Annotated in this window: 1 protein-coding gene; it reads right to left on the reverse strand. The window is 69.4% G+C overall.

The window, feature by feature from the left end:
• Positions 1–49: 49 nt before the first annotated feature.
• A complete protein-coding gene (locus ABZS58_RS51225) occupies positions 50–1645 on the reverse strand; it encodes an ISL3 family transposase (protein ID WP_354792113.1) in 1596 nt (531 codons plus the stop codon).
• Positions 1646–1748: the final 103 nt, after the last annotated feature.

Raw genomic sequence — 1748 nt, forward strand, 5'->3', positions numbered from 1 at the left:
ACTGGATCTGGCCCACTTTGGTTGATCGATGTTGGTCCCTGGTGGGTGTTCAGGTGGGGTTGAGGACGCGGATGCGGAGGAGGTCGAGTTTGGCGCGGCCGAACATCTGCCGTTTCAGCATTTTGATGCGGTTGACCTGACCTTCGACGGCGCCGGAGCTGTGGGGCAGGGTGAGTCCGTTGCGGACGGCGTCGTAGTCGCGTTTGAGGCCGTTGGCGTAGGAGTGCAGTTCGGGCAGGTCGTCGGCTTCGACAGCGGTGATCCAGGTGTCGAGGCGGTGGCCGTGCCGGCCGGTGAGCATGTCACCGAACGCGGCGACGTGCGCGGCGAGAGCGGCGAGGTGTGGGCAGCGGCTGCGGATGTCGTCGAGTTTGTGCTGCTCGTCGGTGTTCAGGTCGGTGTAGCGGCGCAGGATCCAGCTGGTGATGTGGCGGATCTTCGGCGGTTTGGGCGTTGGCGGTGGGCTGGCCGCGCGGAGTGGTTTGAGGTAGCCGCGCAGGGTGGCGTAGGTGCCGTGGTAGCCCAGGGCCTGGATCTCGGTGAACAGCTGGGTCGCGGAGGTGATGCCTTCGCTCCAGCGTTGGTGGAGGTGGTCGGTGAACGGGTCCAGGATGCTGGGGCGGCTGCCGACCCGGGCGGTGGCCAGCAGTTCCTGGACGCTGTGGGCGCGGGCGAAGCGGCGTACGGTCTCCCGGGCCAGGCCGAGCTCTCGCATGATGACCTTGATCGCTTTGCCCTGGGCCCGCAGCGCTTGGACCTGCTCGAAGCGTTGCTGGGTGCGTTCGGCCAGCCGTCCGTGCCCGGCGCGCTGCCCGGCGGCTTCCGTCGCGAGTTCCTGCAGTTCGAGATGGGCTTGCGCCTGCGTGGTGGTCGGTGGCTCGGGTTGGGTGGGTGGCTGGTGGGTCAGGCAGTCGTGGTGGCGGGCGACGGTCTTCTCGACGTGTTCGGCGAGGTTCTTCCACAGGTGGAACCGGTCCGCGACCTGGATGGCGTCGGGTGCGCCGGTGCGGGCGCCGTCGGCGTAGGCGCCGGCCCGGTCGCGGCAGATCACCTCGACGCCGGGATGTGCCCGTAGCCAGGCGGCGAACGTGTCGGCCTCCCGGTCGGGGAGCACGTCGATCGGCTGGTGGGTGTCCATGTCGATGAGGACGGTGCCGTAGACGTGCCCGCGTCGTAACGCGAAGTCGTCGACGCCGAGGACCCGGACCACCGCCGGTGGCGGGTCCGGCAGCCGGCGGAGCAGCCGTAGCACGGTGTTCCGGCTGATCGGCACACCCAGGCGGGCCGCGAGCCGGGCCCCGGCCCGCCCGGCGAGGGCGAGGCCGATGCGGTCCAACGCGTCGCGCAGGCCACCGCTGCGCCTCGCGTGCGGGACGGTCAGACCCTTGACCTGCTCAGCGAACCGCCGGACCAGGCACGCAGGGTCCTGACACACGAACACCCGGACCTGCAACACGAGCACGACCCGCCGACCACCGACCGCCAGGTCAGCCAGGTACCTCCGGTACCGGCGGTGGACCCGCCCGCTCCGGGCGCCGCAGCCCGGACACGGCACCCTGTCGACCTTCGGACGCGCCCAGATCCGCAGCTCAGCGGCGTTCTTCTCGACCCGTTCGACCGACAACCCGGCCAGCTGCGGCAGCAACGTCTCCAGACATTGATCATCGCACCGGCAGCACGGTACACAGTGGATGATCCGTCACCGCGAAGGGGACCAACTTCAATCAACCAAAGTGGGCCAGATCCAG

The organism is Dactylosporangium sp. NPDC005555 (assembly GCF_040605635.1).
Taxonomy (GTDB): domain Bacteria; phylum Actinomycetota; class Actinomycetes; order Mycobacteriales; family Micromonosporaceae; genus Dactylosporangium.